The organism is Afifella pfennigii DSM 17143 (assembly GCF_000688515.1).
In the GTDB taxonomy this organism is placed as follows: domain Bacteria; phylum Pseudomonadota; class Alphaproteobacteria; order Rhizobiales; family Afifellaceae; genus Afifella; species Afifella pfennigii.
This window is the reverse complement of the sequence record NZ_JHZK01000001.1, coordinates 197,661-213,065: the sequence shown is the minus strand read 5'-3', so window position 1 is coordinate 213,065 and position 15,405 is coordinate 197,661. Positions and strand designations below refer to the sequence as shown.

The following is a 15,405-nucleotide window of genomic DNA, read 5'->3' as shown; positions in this document are numbered from 1 at the left end:
GCGCTGGACGGGGGCGGCCCGGTTACGGCGGTGGCATGGTTGCGCTCTGGCGGCCGGCTTCAGCATCGCAATGGCGAGTACCGCGGCTGCCGCGCCGAAAGTGATGGTGACCATCAAGCCGGTGCATTCGCTGGTTGCTGGGGTGATGGAGGGCGTCGGCAGTCCCGATCTGCTGATATCGGGCGCCGGCTCGCCGCATGGCTATGCCTTGAAGCCGTCGGAGGCGCGCGCGCTGCAGGAGGCCGAGGTCGTTGTCTGGGTCGGGCCGGAGCTGGAAGCCTTTCTCGCCGAGCCGCTGGAAACGCTTGCCCATGACGCGCGCACGGTGGAGCTTTTCGATGCGCCCGGCGTCCTCCACCTGCCGGTACGCGAGGGCGGAGCTTTCGAGCGGCACGCGCATGCGGAAGAAGGCGAGGCCGACCACGCTCACGAGGCCGAGCACGACCACGAGGCGGAGCACGATGATGAGGCGGAGCACGACCACGAGGCGGAGCACGACCACGAGGCGGAGCATGCGCACGGGGCCGAGGACGCGCATCTTTGGCTGGATCCGGTGAATGCAGGTGCGATGGTGCGGACAATCGCGGCCGCGCTCTCGGAGGAGGATCCGGAAAACGCCGAACGCTATGCAGCCAACGCCGAAGCGCTGGAGGCCCGGCTCGACGCGCTGACGGAAGAGCTCGCGGAAGCGCTGCGGCCGGTCAAGGATCGGCCTTTCATCGTCTTCCACGACGCCTTTCAGTATCTGGAGCATCGTTTCGGCCTTGCCGCCGCAGGCACCATCACGGTCAGCCCGGAGATCGCGCCGAGCGTCCAGCGCGTCTCCGAGATCAGGGAGAAGATCGCGACGCTTGATGCCGTCTGCGTCTTCGCCGAACCGCAATTCGCACCCAAAATCATCGCCACCGTGAGCGAGGGAACGCAGGCGAAGGCGGGCACGCTCGATCCGCTCGGCGCCGATCTTGCGGCCGGGCCGGCGCTCTATTTCGAGCTGATGCGCGGCAACGCCGAAGCGCTCCAGCAATGCCTGGCGACGCCATAGCCACGGCGCTTGCGGCTGGCAGAGCTCGGCCGCCAATATTGTCTATACAAATAAATCGGTGGCGGCGTGCGTCGCCGCCGCGTTTTTGCCGGCAAGCGCGATAGGGGCCGTTCGGACGATGCGCGCCCTTGCCGCACCTCTGGTGCGCTGCTAGCGTCGTTTTGTTCCGATCAAGCGGTGAATGTCGGGCAAAACACGGTATTATGCAGGATTTCGCAGAGGCATTCGGAGAGGCGTTTCGGCTCGTCGCCTCGCTCGACGGTAATCTTGCCGAGATCGTCGTTCTATCGCTCCAGGTCAGCCTGGCGGCGGTCGTGGCGGCGGCTATCGTCGGCCTGCCGCTCGGCGCGGCGCTCGCCGTCGCCCGCTTTCCCGGCAGGGGCGCGGTGATCGTCGTCCTCAACGCGCTGATGGGGCTGCCGCCGGTCGTGGTCGGCCTTTCAGTCTACCTCATCTTGTCGCGTGCCGGGCCGCTCGGCGTTCTCGACCTTCTCTACACGCCGACGGCGATGATCATCGCGCAGACAGTGCTGGTGACGCCGATCATCGCCGCGCTGGCCCGCCAGACGGTGGCGGATCTCAAGGTGGAATACGAGGACCAGCTGCGCGTCTTCGGCATCGGTCCCTGGGGCGCGGTGACGACGCTGCTCTGGGACGCCCGCTTCAGCCTCGCCACCGCCATGCTGGCCGGCTTCGGGCGGGCGATCGCGGAAGTCGGCGCCGTCATCATCGTCGGCGGCAACATCAACCATGTCACGCGGGTGATGACGACGACGATCGCGCTGGAGACATCCAAGGGCAATCTGGCGCTTGCGCTGGGTCTCGGCATCATTCTCGTGACCATCGCGATTGCCGTGAACGTGGCCGTCGCGTCGATGCGCGGCACGGCGGTGCGCTCCGCCTATGGCTGAGGCGGGGCTGAGGTTGGAGCGCGCGGCGCCGAGGCCGCTGGCGGGCGAGGCCAACGCCCAGGCGCCGGTGCGCCCGGTGGTGGGCGAGAAGATTCGTATCGAGCGTGGCGGGCGCTTGCTCCTCAGCGTCGAAGAGATCGTGGTCGGCCGGCCCGGCATCACGGCGATTATGGGGCCGAACGGGGCCGGCAAGACGCTTCTGCTGCGCTGCCTTGCGGGGCTGAAGGTTCCCGATAGCGGGCTGGTGAGCTGGGCGGGCCTGCCGCCCGACCGGGCGCGCGCCTTGCGCCTCGGCTTCGTCTTTCAGAAGCCGGTGCTGCTGCGCCGCTCCGCGCTCGCCAATCTCGTCTATGCGCTGAAGGCGGCCGGGCTTTCCGGCGGCGAGGCGCGGCGGCGGGCACAGGCGGCGCTGGAGGCGGCGCGTCTTGCCGATCTTGCCCGGTCGCCCGCAAGGCTTCTTTCCGGCGGCGAGCAGCAGCGCCTTGCCTTGGCGCGCGCCCTGTCGCTTGACCCCGATATCCTCTTTCTCGACGAGCCGACCGCCAGCTTGGACCCGTCCTCCACCGCCGCCATCGAAGCGATGGTTGGCAAGGCGGCGGCGAGGGGCACCGCCTGCATCCTGATCAGCCACGATATCGGTCAGGCGCGGCGGCTCGCCGACGAGGTGATCTTCATGGCCGAGGGCCACATTGCGGAGCGGGCGCCCGCGAGCCGCTTCTTCGACGCGCCGGCAAGCCCTGAGGCACGCGCCTATCTCGGCGGCGAGATCCTCGTCCGAGACGGCTCATGGAACAGTGAAGAGGGAAAGCGATGAGAGCATTTCACCGCATTGGCCGCATCATCGGCGGAGCGCTGCTTCTGGTGGCGCTGGCGGGCGGCGCCTCGGCGCAGGATTATATCGTCGTTCAATCCACCACCTCGACGCAAAATTCCGGGCTTTTGGAGCATCTCCTTCCCACCTTCCAGGCGCGGACGGGCACGCAGGTGCGGGTCGTGGCGGTCGGCACCGGCCAGGCGATCAAGAACGCGCAGAATTGCGACGGCGACGTTCTGCTCGTGCATGCCAAGCCGGCCGAGGAGAGGTTCGTCGCCGAAGGCTATGGCGTGAAGCGCTTCGACCTCATGTACAACGATTTCGTCATCGTCGGGCCGAAAGCCGATGCGGCCGGCGTTTCGGGCATGAAGGATGCACCGGCGGCGCTGAAGAGGATCGCCGAGGCAAACGCCGCCTTTGCCTCGCGCGGCGACGATTCCGGCACGCACAAGAAAGAGCTGTCGCTCTGGCAGGGGAGCGGCGTCGACCTGGCGGCCGCCTCCGGCTCCTGGTACCGCGAGACCGGCTCCGGCATGGGCGCGACGCTGAACACGGCGGCGGCGATGAACGCCTATACGATGACGGACCGGGCGACCTGGATCGCGCATCAGAACAAGGGCGAGCTGGACGTGCTCGTGGAGGGCGATGAGAGGCTCTTCAACCAGTACGGCGTCATCCTCGTCAGCGCCGAGACATGTCCGAGCGTGAAGAGCGATCTCGGCCAGGCATTCATCGACTGGCTCCTCTCCGCAGAGGGGCAGGCGGCCATCGCCGCCTATAAGGTGGACGGCCAGCAGCTCTTCTTTCCCAATGCCGAGCCGCGCTGAGGCCGGGCGCTGCGCAGGAGCCGAGTTCTAGGCGCCGTTGTAGTGGACCTTGCCAAGGCCGCTCACATCGTAGCCGCCGAGTTCTTCGGCGCGGCGGCGAAAGGCCTCGCCGCGGGTGAAGGCGAAGAGCCTTTGCATCGGTTCGCCGAAGTAATCGCGGCGTCTGACGGCGATATCGTAGCGCTCCCTCGCCAGCGGTAGGAAGGCGAGGCCGTATTGCGCCGCCACCGCGCGGATGGCAAGGCCGGCATCGGCGGCGCCCGTGGCCACGGCCTGGGCGACATCGGCTTCGCTACGCGCCGGCGGGTCCGGGAAAAGAAGCCTATCGCGGAGCCCCGGCACGGCGGCGGCGAGCGCATCGAAGAGCCTGCGGCTGCCCGAGCCCTGCTGGCGGCGGGCGATGCGCCGGCCGGGCAGGTCGGCGAGGCCGGCGACGGGAGAGGGGCTTTCTTTCGGCAGGACAAGGCCCTGTTCGCGCCATGCCCATTCCAGAAGCACAATCGGCTCCATCGGCATGACCTCGATGAGCGCGGCGGCATTTGCGGAGGCAAGCGAGGCTTCGGGCGCCGTGGCGCGAGGGATCGGCGCATCCCCCGCCACGTCCGGCAAGTGCATGCCGCAGGCCAGAGCCTTGCCCGCGGCGAACCGCTCCAGGCCGTCGAGGCTGCCGTCGAAATAGGTCGCCAGCTCCGTGCCCGCCTCGCGCAAGGCCCAGTCCAGCAGCGGATCGTGACTGCCGGCCAGAACGGCGGGAGGGGGAGCGATCTCCGTCAACTGCGGGCCGTATTCGGTGCTGCGTCGCAGCCATGCCGTCACGGCTTCGCGCGGGAAGATGAACTTGCCGGTGACGCGCACCACCGGCAGGGCATTCTCGGCGACCAGCTCGTAGACCTTGCGTTCCTTGATGCGCAGCAGCTCGGCCAGCTCGCGGGTCGTAAGATATTCCTGCATGTCCCGCCTATGCCGCATCCTTGGCATGGAAGGAAGAGCTCTGCCAGGCGGCAAGCAGCTCGGCGCTGTGGGATAAACGGCACGCAATTCGACACGAATTGCGGCGATATTCGCGGCCGAAATCAGGCTATTAGAGTATCAAACAATACAAATATTCTATATTCCAATTTTCAATGCGTCATCCGCATCCTTGTTTATGCAAACATATAAAATATAGGGAAGTATGAAATTATGAATGTAGCATTCCGTTTACGCTAGAGCAAAACAGTTCAATTTCGAGGGCTTTCCTAGGGAATTGGTCATTTTGGATGGGAATCATCGCCACGTCCGTTCTGATCAAGGGCCTTTGTCGTGTCTGAGAGTGCTGCGACGATTTTGCGTCCTCGGTGGCCAGTCTCGCCGATTGTCGCCGGCAGCGGCGAGATCCCGGCGCCGGGGCCGTCCCTTTTCGATCAGGATGTGATCGGTGTTGCCCAGCTGAGCTGCGCGCAGGAGAGTATCCTTCGCTGCAACCGGCGCTTCGCCGAGATGCTCGGCCATGAGCGTGAGAGCGTTGTCGGTGCTGAGAAAATATTCGATGGATGGGAAAGCGCGGAGGGGCGCTGGTCGGAACAACTTGCCGCGCTCGCCTCAGGCGAGATCGACGGCTTCGCCGTCGAAATGCATATGAATGCGGGCGAGCAGCCCGATATCTGGCTGAGCCTGCAAGCCACCATGGCGACGCCGCTCGAAGGCGGCGGGCGCGCCTTTATCCTCATCGCCAACGATATCAGCGATCACAAGCGCATGGCCAAGGCGCTGCGCGAGGCGGAGACGAAGTTCCGCGACATCTACGAAAACATCTCAGAGGGCGTCTATCGTTCCTCGCCCGACGGCAGACAGCTTGCCGCCAATCCCTCTCTGGTGCGCCTCAACGGCTATTACAGCGAAGAGGAAATGCTGGCGAGCGTGCGCGATATCGGCAGGGAATGGTATGTCGATCCGCACCGGCGCGCGGAGTTTCAGAGGATTCTGTTCGAGAAGGGCCGGGTGGAAGGCTTCATCTCCGAAATCTATCGTCACAAGACCCGCGAGCGTATCTGGGTGGAAGAAAACGCCCGGCTGGTGCGCGACGAAACCAGCGGCGAGCCGCTTTATTTCGAAGGCACCGTGCGCGAAGTGACGGCCACGGTGCAGCAGCTCATGCTGCATGACCGGCTGCAGAAGATCGGCGCGGTCATTTGCGCCTGTCCCTTCCAGTTCCGCCTGCATCCGGACGGGCATATGGCGATGCCCTATGCCGGGCTCGGGCTGCAACCTCTCTTCGGCGTGGCGCCGGAGACCGTGCGCGAGGACGCTTCGGACCTGCTCGCGCGCGTGCACGAGGAGGATCACCCCAAACTGGAGCAGAGCCTTGCCCGCTCGGCCGCGCGCATGACGCCCTGGATCCTGGAATTTCGCGTCAACCATCCCGAACGCGGAACGATCTGGATTTCCGGCCGGGCCGTCCCCGATCGGGAAGGCGACGGCTCGATCCTCTGGCACGGCTTCATTTCCGACGTCACGGCCCTGAAGTCGAGCGAGCGGCAGATCTACGAGCTTGCCTATTTCGATTCGCTGACGGGGCTTCCCAACCGGCAGATGCTGCGCGACCGGCTGAACATGGCGCTCGCCTCCAGCCGGCGCAAAGGCGATTACGGCTCGCTCCTGTTCATCGATCTCGATAATTTCAAGCTGATCAACGACACCTACGGCCACGATGTCGGCGACCTCCTGCTTGTCAGCATCGCCCAAAGGCTGCGCCATTGCCTGCGCGAGACGGATACGGTGGCACGGCTCGGCGGCGACGAATTCGTGGTCCTGTTGCCGGATCTCGGCGATTGCCCGCGCGAGGCCAGCGAAAACGCGGAGGCGGTCGCGCGCAAGGTGCTGCAGGCAATCGACCAGCCCTGCCTGCTCAACGGCAAGAGATTTCAGACGACCTGCAGCGTCGGCCTGACGCTGGTGGAGGGAACCTGCTCCAGCTCCGACGAGGTTCTGAAGCGGGCCGATCTTGCCATGTACGAGGCCAAGGGAGCGGGACGCAACGCGCTGCGCTTCTTTTCTCCGCAGATGCAGAAGGTCGTCATCCGGCGGGTGGAGGCGGTGACGGAGCTGCGCCGGGCACTCGACCATGACGCGATCGGCTTTCGCATTCAGGGGCAATACGACGCCGATGGGCATTGCCGCGGGGCGGAGCTCTTGGCGCATTGGCAACGGGACCGGGCCACATCCATGCCGGCGGAGGAACTGGCGGTGCTGGCGGAGGAAGGCGGTCTTGGCGAATCACTCAGCCGCTGCCTGATGAAGGAGGCATGCCGCATCCTCCAGCGCTGGGCCGGCGATCCGGTGCTCGGCCAGCTTGTGCTGGCGGTCAATATCAGTCCCCGCCTGCTCAGCGAGCCGGGCCTGGCGCGCTATGTCGTGCAACTGCTTCAGGAGAGCGGCGTCGATCCCAGTCGAATCAAGCTGGAGCTGCCGGAAGCGGCGCTCGGGCACGATCTCGACGTTGCCGCCCAGAAAATGGGAAGGCTCAGAAAGATCGGCGTGCGCTTCAGCCTGAGCGAATTCACCACCGGCCTGACGGCGCTCAGCAGCAAGGACATGCTGCCTTTTGACGAGCTGAAGATCGCTCCAAGCCATGTGCACGCGATAGGATCGGAAGAAGGCGGCCTGGCTCTGGCGCGCACGATCCTGCGAATCGCCCGCGGCATGAACCTCAACGTGACTGCCGCCGGAATTCGGTCGCAAGCGCAGGTGGACGTGCTTGCCGAAGGCGGGTGCGGTCTCTTCCAGGGAGACTTTCTGGCAGCCTCGGCACCGCTTGCCTCGTTCGAAGAGACACTTCAGCAATCGATCGCCGACCGATCGCGCTCTCCTCGCGGCCCATGCGACGCGCAGGAAGCGAGGCCATAGCGCCACACGCGGCCCTTGCAGCGAGCGGGACGTTCATTGGAGCGGATCGCGTTTACCAGATACCGGCCTGAAAAGCGGCGAATTTCCGGTGCCTGCGGGCGTCGTGGCAATTGTGCAACATCGTTTGGCAAAGGGCGGCGTGGCCCCAATCTGATATTGCCTGTGCAAGGCGGATGCATAGTGTGGCCTCAGGCAGCCATGAGGCAGCCCACTTCTTCGCAAGGAGAAGGTTGAGGGCGGGGGTCACCAGCCGCGGTAACCGGAGCCAGAAAGGCGAAGGGCCAAGGATCTGAAAAGCCCCGGCTCATGCAACTTGGACTGGAGGTCTACTATGAAACTCAAGAGCCTACTCTTCGGCTCGGCGGCTGCCGTGATGGCCGTCACCGGGGCGCAGGCCGCCGATCTGCCGGTCGCGGAGCCGGTCGATTATGTGCGGATCTGCGATGCTTTCGGCACCGGCTTCTACTACATCCCGGGCACCGACACCTGCTTGAAGGTCGGCGGCCGGGTGCGTGTGGAAATGCACTGGGTCAGCAGCGACCCGCAGAACCGGAGCTTCAACTCCTACACCAGCCGTGCTCGTGGCTACGTGCGTCTCGACGCCCGTAACCAGACCGATTTCGGCCTGCTGCGTGCCTATGTGAGCATGTACCAGACGGTTGGCCCGGCCAACTCCACGCTGGTCGGCACGGCCAGCAACTACTCCGGCACGGGCCCGAATCTGGAGAACGCGTTCCTCCAGATCTCGAACGACATGGGCACCTTCACCTTCGGTCATGCCTCCTCGTTCTTCGACTTCTGGGGCACCTATGCCTGGAACACCCGGATCGGCATGGACGACAACACGACCGAGCAGACGTTGATGGCTTACACCTTCAACGTGGGCAACGGCGTGTCGGCCACCCTGTCGTTTGAAGATCCGTCTTCCGGCGGTCGCCGCTCGAGCCTCGTCGCCGACGGCATCTACGGCGGTCAGCGGTATCCGGACGTGGTCGCCAACATCCGTGTCGACCAGGGCTGGGGCTCTGCGCAGATCATGGGTGTTCTGCACGACGTGCGTGCATCTGGCCCGGGCGCCGCGGCTTCCGAGCTCGGCTGGGCGATCGGCGCCGGCCTGACGGTCGGTGTGCCGGGCACGGCCTTCGAGTTCTCCGGCCAGGCCGGTTACTCTGAGGGCGCTGTTGCCTACCTGCTCAGCGGTTCGGGCGGTTACGGCGGCATCGTCGCTGGCCCGCTCACCGACGGCTTCTGGTCGCCGGCCACCGGCCTGAGCCTGACGGACGCCTGGATGGTCCGTGCCGGCGTCTCGGCTGAGTTCGCCAGCGCCTGGACGGCGTCGATCTCGGCCTCTTACGAGGACATCGACCATCCGACGGCTCTCGGCGCGGCTGCAGACTACGATCTGTGGGGCGTTGCGGGTAACATCGCTTGGGCTCCGGTGTCTGGCTTCTTCATGGGTGTTGAAGCCTCTTACGCCAACGTCGACTTCGGTGCCGGCGGCGTGGACACCGACGCTTGGGGCCTGATGGTTCGCGGTCAGCGCACCTTCTAATCGCCCAAAAGCGATCGAACTCCAGGAAGGCCCGGCCCAGCGCCGGGCCTTCTTTTTTGCCTTGAGGAAAGGCGTTGGCGCCAGGCCGGACACCGATATCGGCGGCTGTGTCGAGGCAGGCGCTCATCCCGCCGGCAAGGCGGGGCGCGCGCAACGGTGGGGCGCGGGCAAAGGCAGATCGAGCGCCGATCCAGAGCGCGCTCGTCGCGAACGGTCCGCCTCGTGCTCGAATTGGAGCGCGTCCCTCACGCGCTGAAACGCTTCAGACGGCGGGGCTATGCTCGTCGCAGCGGCGCGCGAAGGCGGCCAGTCGATTGAGCGTCGGCGCATCGCGCAGGAGCGGGGCGTGGCCCTGGCCGGACACGGTCAGCCGTTCCATCGCGGGATGCAGGCGCGCCATCTCATCCACGACGGCCGGGCTGAGCAGATCGGAATTGGCGCCGCGCACCGACAGGACCGGCACGCTCCGCAGGCTGGCGAATTGCGGCCAGAGCGTCGGGATGGCGTCCTCCAGATCAAGGTTATGCACGGTCTTCAGGAGGTTGGGGTCGAAATAGGGCGAAAGCTTCCCGTCCCGTTCAACGAACATCGCCTCGGTGAAGGCCTTCCAATCCTCGTCGCTCACTTCGGTAAAGGTGCGGCCGTTGATCTGGCGCACCATCTCCTCGGCTTCCGCCCAGCTGCGCGGCGCTCGCATGCGACCGAGATAGTTCTTGATGCGGGCAAGGCCGGTACCCTCGATCTTCGGGCCGATGTCGTTGAGGACGACGCCTGCCAGAAGCTTCGGACGAAGGGCGGCGAGGACCATGGCCACGAGCCCGCCGCGCGAGGTGCCGACGACGATAGCCCGCTCCATGCCGAGCGCCGTCGTCACGGCCATGACGTCCGCCGCCTCCACCATCGGATGGTAGTTGCGCCAGTGCGGATCGGCGGCGGAGAGGCCGCGGCCGCGGAAATCGAGCGCGGCCACCGTTCGCGGGGTTTCGCGATGGCTGGCGAAGAAGCGGGCGAGCTTGTCGAAATCGAGGGAATTGCGCGACAGGCCGGGAAGGCAGAGGAGAGGCAGACGCTCCGCGTGCCATTCGCCGTAAAGGCGCAGGCCGAGCTTCAACCCGTCCTGGGCGCGCACATAGACGATCCGTTCCGTGACGCTTTGCTCCGCCGCGTTCTTTCCAGCGCTCATATCCTTCCCCGAGCCATGGCAGGGCAATAGCGGATTCCGCCCGCGGTTCAAGGATGCTGGCTGTGGCGGCAGGCGAGCGGGAGCGTTGACGCGGCTTTAGCGCGCCGGCTCGCCATGGGCGAGATCGGCGGTGATGGTCAGGGCGTGGCCGAGGCGGCTGCGATAGGCTTGCAGGTTCTCCATCACCTTCTGAACGTAGTTGCGCGTCTCGTCGAAGGGGATGCGCTCCACCCAATCCACCGGATCGGTCGTGGCGCCGCGCGGATCGCCATAGCGTTTCACCCAGTCGATGGCGCGCCCCGGCCCGGCATTGTAGCCGACGAAGGTCATCACATAGGAACCGCGCAGATTGGTCAGCAGCTCGTCGAGATGGGCGGCGCCGAGGGTGGCGTTGTAGGCCGCGTCGGAAGAAAGCCTGACCAGCGAGAAGGGCAGGCCGATCTGGCGGGCCGTGTAGCGGGCGGTCGCGGGCATGAACTGCATCAGGCCGCGGGCTCCGACGTGGCTGGTGGCGGAGGCATTGAAGGCGCTCTCCTGCTTGGAGACGGCATAAAGCAGTGCCCGGTCGACGCCTTGTGGCCGCTGGATGCCGGTCGGCACGACAATCAGCGGGGCTCTCAGGGCGCCGACATCGACGCCGTTGGCATCGGCGCGCGAGGCGGCAAGCATGCCGTATTGCGGCTCGCCGATACGTCGGGCCAGGGTGTCGAGGAGGGCAAGCTCGCCCGGGCTCTCAAGCTTGTCGCCCAGCGCCAGGAAGAAGGGGCGGGTGCGGAAAGTGTGGTCGGCCGCGGCGAGACGCTTGATGGCCTGCACCTCCGCGCGGGCGGCGAAGCGCAGGCGGTCGAGCGCCGATGGGCGCGGCCGCATCTCAAGTCCCGTATGGATGAGATCAAGCTCTTCGCGCGCCAATTGCCCGTAATAGGCGGCGCCGTGGGTGGCCGCCCGGCCGTAGGCCTGCCTGGCGGTCTGCGTAGCGCCCGCCGCCGCGTGCGCCCGCCCGAGCCAGTAATAGCCGCGCGCGATGGAACGCGGAAGGGTGGCGACGGCGACGATGCGGGCGAAATGGCCGCGCGCCGCCCGGGGCGAATCAAGATAGCGCAGGGCCAGCCAGCCGGCGTGGAACTCCGCCTCCACGATTTCTTTGGGCGAGGTTGCCGCATGGGTGGCGGCGACCGAATAGGCGAGCGCAGGATAGCCGTCATCCAGAAGAGCGCGGGCCAAATCCTTGCGCAGCTCCCACCAGCGATCGGCGTCGCCGAGCTCCGAGGCCTTGCGGGTGACGAGGCCCAGGCGCAGAGCCGCGTCGAGGTTGTCCCCGTCGCGGTAAAGCATCAAGACGCGGGCATATTCGAAAGCCGGCTCGTCGCGGAACCGGTCCTTCAGCGCCATCAATTGCGACTCGCTGCCCTTGCGCCGTGCAATGACGGCGCTGACGGCCCGCGCAAGCTGATCGTAGCCGGGCCCGATCGCCTGGCCGACGGTGATGGCCTCGCTGCCGCGCCGATGCAGAAGCAGGCGGCGGAAGCGGAAAAGATGGTCCTCCTTGGAGAGCGCGGCGCCGTACTGTGCCAGGATATGCGCCACGAGGGAGGAGCGCAGATTCTCCTCGCGCCACAGGCGCCGGACGATGGGGCGGCTGCGGCCGGTGTCACCCGTCTCCGCCAAGGCATCGGCGAACTTGACCCAGCCGTCGTTGCTCATGGGACGTCGTCCGGCGAAGTAATCGCGCACTGCAGCATCGCCGGGGCCGGAGCGCAGGAAGGCCTGCTCGGCGCGCAGGCGCAGAAGCTCCGGCTCGGGCCAGTCCGGGTGACGTTCCAGAACCTCCTCGATGGCCGCCGCGGAAAGGCCGGAGACCGGCGCGCGAGCGACGAACCAGGCGACAAGCTCGCGGTCGAACTCGCTCGGGATTTCGGCGTTGAAGGTGAGCGCGCTCGTATAGGCGTCGGCGGTGACCAGATCGAGCCCACGCTTCAAGAGCGTGGCGTCGGCGAAACCGTAAGGCGGGCGATCGTTCTTGATGCGGGCAAGGCGCTCGGCGGCAGCGCCGTCCGGCTGCGGCCGCGGCCGTGGGACGAAGAAGGCGATGTCCGTGGACGGCTCGGCGGCGGGCTCCGTCGTCTTCTCCGGCGCGTCGACAGGTGCGGCGGAGGCCAGTTTCGTTTCGCCCGTGGGGGCGGAACCTTCTGCCTGGGCGTTGTCCGGCGCATCGGCGGTATCGTCGACCCGCGCGGTCTGCTCCACACCCTCCTCGCTGCCCTCCTCGCTGCCCGGCGCGCGCGCTTCGGCGGCGCCGACAGGCTCCGTGGCGCCGGCAGTCTCGCTGTCGGTCTTTGCCTTTGCTGCCTCTGGGCTCTCAGCTTCCGCCGGGCCGGCGGCAAGATCGGTCTGCCCGGCATCGTCTTTTGCGGGCCGCGAGCGGGGGAGGTTGTCGGCGGTCTCGTTCGCCGCCGGGCGCGCCTTGGGAAGGGTATGCGGCGCTCCGGCCGTCAGAGCAGGACCGGCCGCCAGCGCCGCCAGCCCGATGGCCGCCGGTGCGAGAAGAAGAAGGCAAGCGCCGAGCCTCGTCAGCGATGCCGCGGATTTCGTTTTCGCCGAGCTCAAATCGTTCAGGCTCTCGTCAGTCATTGCCCCGACTGATAGGCGGCGAGGGCAGCGCTTGCTCTTGACGGGGCGCGCCACTATCGTCCGCCGCCACAGTGAAAGGCAGAATTTTTGGGCCAAGTTATGTTCAAGGGGTCAATCACCGCCCTGGTGACGCCGATGCGGGACGGCGCGCTCGATGAAGAAGCGCTCGCCGCCTTCATCGAATGGCAGATCGACGAGGGCAGCCATGGCTTCGTGCCGGTCGGCACGACGGGCGAATCGCCGACGCTCTCGCATCACGAGCACAAACGCGTGGTGGAGATCTGCGTGAAGACGGTCGGCGGCCGCGTGCCGGTGATCGCCGGGGCCGGCTCCAACAATACGCGTGAGGCGATCGAGCTTGCCGAGCACGCCGAAAGCGCCGGCGCCGATGCCGTGCTCGTCGTCACGCCCTATTACAACAAGCCCAGCCAGAAAGGCCTCTACGCGCATTTCAAGGCCGTGGCGGACGCCATCTCCGTCCCCATCGTCATCTACAACATCCCGCCGCGCTCCGTGATCGATATGAGCGTGGAGACGATGAAGGCGCTTTTCGACGATTGCGACAATATCGTCGGCGTCAAGGACGCGACCGCCAATCTGGCGCGCGCCAGCATGCAGCGGCAGATTATCGGGGAGGGCTTCAACCAGCTTTCCGGCGAGGATGCGACGGCACTCGGCTTCATGGCGCATGGCGGGCATGGCTGCATTTCCGTCACCGCCAATGTCGCCCCGAAGCTGTGCGCGGAGTTTCAGCAAGCCTGCATGAGCGGCGATTTCGCCGGGGCTCTCACCTACCAGGACCGGCTGATGCCGCTGCACCGCGCCCTGTTCCTGGAGCCGAGCCCGGCACCGACGAAATACGCGCTCTCCATCCTCGGCAAGATGCGCGAGGAGGTGCGCTCGCCGATCACCACGATAGGCGAGGAGACGCAGCGCGAGGTCAAGGACGCGCTGCGCCATGCGGGGCTGCTCAACTAGCGATGGCCAAAGCCGAGACGAACCGCAAGCTTGTCGCCGACAATCGCCGCGCCCGCTTCGATTACGAGATCGGCGAGACCTTCGAGGCCGGGCTGCAGCTCGTCGGCACCGAAGTGAAGAGCCTGCGCCAGAACAAGGCGAATATCGCCGAATCCTATGTCAGCCCGGAGGGCGGGGAAATCTGGCTGATCAACGCCAACATCCCCGAATATCTGCAGGCGAACCAGTTCAACCACGAGCCGAGGCGCAAACGCCGTCTGCTCCTGCACCAGCGCGAGATCGACAAGCTCGCCCAGGGCGTGGAGCGCGAGGGCATGACGATCGTGCCGCTGAAGCTCTATTTCAACGCCCGCGGCATCGCCAAGCTGGAGATCGCCCTGGCCAAGGGCAAGAAGGCTCACGACAAGCGCGAAACGGAGAAGAAGCGCGACTGGCAGCGGGAGAAGTCGCGTCTGTTGAAGGAACTGGGGTAGGCCGGAAACCTCGCTCGGCTCGCGCAGATCCGTCGCGCCACGCGGCGCGCGGACGGACGCTGACATCGGATGGCAGGGCAGGCTCTCACGGAGGGGGCGATGGTCAAGATTGCGATCGCGAAAGGGCGCGGCTTCGTCCGCACCTACCTGCCGGAACTGATCTACGGCGCCAATAACGGTATCGTCACGACCCTGGCCATCGTCTCCGGGGTGACGGGCGCCAACCTCTCCTCCAAGGTGGTGCTGATCCTCGGCTTCGCCAACCTGCTGGCGGACGGTTTCTCCATGGGCGCCAGCAACGTTCTGTCGGAGCGCTCGCGGCCGGAGCGCGAAAGGCAGACCTCGCTCAAGGACGCCTATCGGCATGGCGCCGCCACCACGGGCGGCTTCGTGGCGGCCGGATTGCTGCCGCTGCTCGCCTATCTCTTGCCCTGGTTCGAAGGCGTGCGCTTTGCGGCGGCCTGCGCCCTGGCGGGCGGCGCGCTCTTCGCCATCGGCGCGGCGCGGGCGCTGTTCACCGAGCAGGGCTGGCGCGTCTCCGGCTTGGAGATGCTGCTGCTTGGCGGGCTTGCGGCGGTCGTCGCCTACATTGTCGGCGCGATCGGTGCCTTTCTCATCGGCGAGCAGAACGCGCTGCTCCCCTGAAGGGCGGGCGGAAAGGGAGAGACCGGACGAGCGCGCCCCTTACCGCTCGGCGGAGAAATGCTCCTTCAGATAGCCGAGGACGGTGCGCTTCGTTTGCTCGTCCTGCGAGGGCATGCCCTGCTCCTCCTGCATCCAGCGCCAGAGATAGTCCCAGCGTGCGTCCGTCAGGCGTTGCTGGGTCACGATGCGGATCGAATGGCAGGCAGTGCACAGATAGTAGGTGGTTTCCGCGCCGGGCGCGTCGGGGAGCCCTCCGAGCTCCGGATTGCCTTCCGGGGCTTGTCTTTGGGGCCTTTCAGTCGTGCTCGTGCGCGGCTGCATCGGATTGAAGCTCGGCATGGCGCTCTGGGCGAGGAGGAGCGGAGGCGCCGGCTCGGCGAAGGCAGTGTGCGAGCCGATGCCGGTCACGAGAAGAAGGGCCAGCCACACAAGCGGGCGAGGGGCGATCGGCATGCCGTGTTTTT

At 66.3% G+C, this 15,405-nt stretch carries 13 protein-coding genes; 9 read left to right on the top strand and 4 right to left on the bottom strand.

The genetic code is table 11. The annotated features are described in order from the left end of the window. Positions 1-70 precede the first annotated feature (70 nt). The 4 genes from Q331_RS0101075 to Q331_RS0101060 all read left to right on the top strand — a co-directional run bounded on the left by Q331_RS0101075 (position 71) and on the right by Q331_RS0101060 (position 3,594). Positions 71-1,042, top strand: coding sequence for a zinc ABC transporter substrate-binding protein (locus Q331_RS0101075; protein ID WP_051630278.1), 972 nt, complete (start codon positions 71-73; stop codon positions 1,040-1,042). 203 nt (positions 1,043-1,245) lie between these two features. Beyond that, complete coding sequence (locus Q331_RS0101070) at positions 1,246-1,953, top strand: ABC transporter permease (RefSeq protein ID WP_026379147.1); 708 nt, start codon at positions 1,246-1,248, stop codon at positions 1,951-1,953. Next, on the top strand, positions 1,946-2,767 hold the full coding sequence (locus Q331_RS19365; protein ID WP_084174540.1) for an ATP-binding cassette domain-containing protein: 822 nt from the start codon (positions 1,946-1,948) through the stop codon (positions 2,765-2,767). Before Q331_RS0101070 ends, Q331_RS19365 begins: the two co-directional genes overlap by 8 nt. Continuing rightward, complete coding sequence (locus Q331_RS0101060) at positions 2,764-3,594, top strand: substrate-binding domain-containing protein (RefSeq protein WP_051630276.1); 831 nt, start codon at positions 2,764-2,766, stop codon at positions 3,592-3,594. Before Q331_RS19365 ends, Q331_RS0101060 begins: the two co-directional genes overlap by 4 nt. A 27-nt stretch (positions 3,595-3,621) precedes the next feature. Here the strand turns inward: Q331_RS0101060 and Q331_RS0101055 are convergent, their stop codons facing one another. Then, positions 3,622-4,545, bottom strand: coding sequence for a helix-turn-helix transcriptional regulator (locus tag Q331_RS0101055; RefSeq protein WP_084174538.1), 924 nt, complete (start codon positions 4,543-4,545; stop codon positions 3,622-3,624). A gap of 351 nt (positions 4,546-4,896) precedes the next feature. On the opposite strand from Q331_RS0101055, the gene Q331_RS19360 reads away from it, so the two are divergent. Together Q331_RS19360 and Q331_RS0101045 are read left to right on the top strand one after the other, a co-directional pair. Further along, positions 4,897-7,479, top strand: a complete 2,583-nt coding sequence (locus tag Q331_RS19360) for a sensor domain-containing protein (RefSeq protein ID WP_156953223.1) — start codon at positions 4,897-4,899, stop codon at positions 7,477-7,479. Positions 7,480-7,810: 331 nt separating this feature from the next. Continuing rightward, positions 7,811-9,031, top strand: coding sequence for a porin (locus tag Q331_RS0101045; protein ID WP_026379144.1), 1,221 nt, complete (start codon positions 7,811-7,813; stop codon positions 9,029-9,031). A gap of 262 nt (positions 9,032-9,293) precedes the next feature. Here the strand turns inward: Q331_RS0101045 and Q331_RS19355 are convergent, their stop codons facing one another. Then, positions 9,294-10,214: an alpha/beta fold hydrolase gene (locus Q331_RS19355; protein ID WP_034490562.1), complete on the bottom strand. Its 921-nt coding sequence runs from the start codon at positions 10,212-10,214 to the stop codon at positions 9,294-9,296. 96 nt (positions 10,215-10,310) lie between these two features. Next, the gene (locus tag Q331_RS24260) at positions 10,311-12,845 is read right to left on the bottom strand and encodes a lytic transglycosylase domain-containing protein (RefSeq protein WP_051630272.1); all 2,535 of its coding nucleotides are present in this window, start codon (positions 12,843-12,845) and stop codon (positions 10,311-10,313) included. A 99-nt stretch (positions 12,846-12,944) separates the two neighbouring features. Between Q331_RS24260 and dapA the strand changes: the two genes are divergently transcribed. From dapA to Q331_RS0101020, 3 genes are all read left to right on the top strand, one after another. Continuing rightward, positions 12,945-13,823, top strand: a complete 879-nt coding sequence (gene dapA / locus Q331_RS0101030) for a 4-hydroxy-tetrahydrodipicolinate synthase (RefSeq protein WP_026379143.1) — start codon at positions 12,945-12,947, stop codon at positions 13,821-13,823. 2 nt (positions 13,824-13,825) lie between these two features. After that, positions 13,826-14,296, top strand: coding sequence for an SsrA-binding protein SmpB (gene smpB / locus Q331_RS0101025; RefSeq protein ID WP_026379142.1), 471 nt, complete (start codon positions 13,826-13,828; stop codon positions 14,294-14,296). Between the two features lie 99 nt (positions 14,297-14,395). Then, on the top strand, positions 14,396-14,941 hold the full coding sequence (locus Q331_RS0101020; RefSeq protein WP_051630270.1) for a VIT1/CCC1 transporter family protein: 546 nt from the start codon (positions 14,396-14,398) through the stop codon (positions 14,939-14,941). Positions 14,942-14,980: 39 nt separating this feature from the next. Here Q331_RS0101020 and Q331_RS0101015 read toward each other — a convergent pair whose 3' ends face one another. After that, the gene (locus tag Q331_RS0101015) at positions 14,981-15,394 is read right to left on the bottom strand and encodes a hypothetical protein (protein WP_026379140.1); all 414 of its coding nucleotides are present in this window, start codon (positions 15,392-15,394) and stop codon (positions 14,981-14,983) included. Positions 15,395-15,405 lie beyond the last annotated feature (11 nt).